Origin of the sequence: Pseudomonas sp. NPDC096950 (genome assembly GCF_044762525.1) — a bacterium.
Lineage (GTDB): Bacteria > Pseudomonadota > Gammaproteobacteria > Pseudomonadales > Pseudomonadaceae > Aquipseudomonas.
Genome location: NZ_JBIWEL010000063.1, coordinates 1,273 through 1,954, shown reverse-complemented (window position 1 = coordinate 1,954; position 682 = coordinate 1,273). Strand labels below are relative to the sequence as shown.

Below are 682 nucleotides of genomic sequence, written 5' to 3'. Positions count from 1 at the left end.
AGCTCCACTGTTGTCTTGCGACGCTATTGTCTTGCAAGAAAAGCAAAATGGCAGGAACGAATTCCCGCCAAATTTAGGGGTACAAGAGTCTAAAGAGGATCTTGTCCCCAGTCAAGGCAAGGCCCCAACCTCCCCGCTTATCCAACCTCGACAAATTGTCTCGATTCGATGAACGGAAAGGCCGGGGCCCTACGCTTATTTACTGCAGAACTCAGTTACCGCTCGAGTTCAATGCTTCGGTCAGTGCAGCTTCCACTTCACTGGCGCTTACGCGCAACGGTTTGTCAGCATCACGGCGGCGCTTGCGCTCGCTGTGATAAGCCAGACCGGTACCCGCCGGGATCAGACGACCCACGACCACGTTTTCTTTCAGGCCGCGCAGGTAATCGCGCTTGCCGGTTACCGCCGCTTCGGTCAGTACGCGAGTGGTTTCCTGGAAGGAAGCCGCCGAGATGAACGATTCGGTGGACAACGACGCCTTGGTGATACCCAACAGCACGCGAGTGAACTTGGAAACGAATTTCTCGTCGCCAGCCAGACGCTCGTTCTCTACCAGAACGTGAGTCAATTCCATCTGGTCGCCCTTGATGAAACTGGAATCGCCGGATTCAGCGATTTCAACTTTACGCAGCATCTGACGCAGGATGGTCTCGATGTGCTTGTCGTTGATCTTCACGCCTTG

At 54.5% G+C, this 682-nt stretch carries 1 pseudogene (cut by a window edge); it reads right to left on the bottom strand.

Annotation, left to right across the window (positions count from 1 at the left end):
• Nucleotides 1-211: 211 nt before the first annotated feature.
• A pseudogene (locus tag ACIQY3_RS34365) lies at nucleotides 212-682 on the bottom strand (DNA-directed RNA polymerase subunit beta'); its annotated part runs 723 nt beyond the window's last position; the annotation flags it as partial.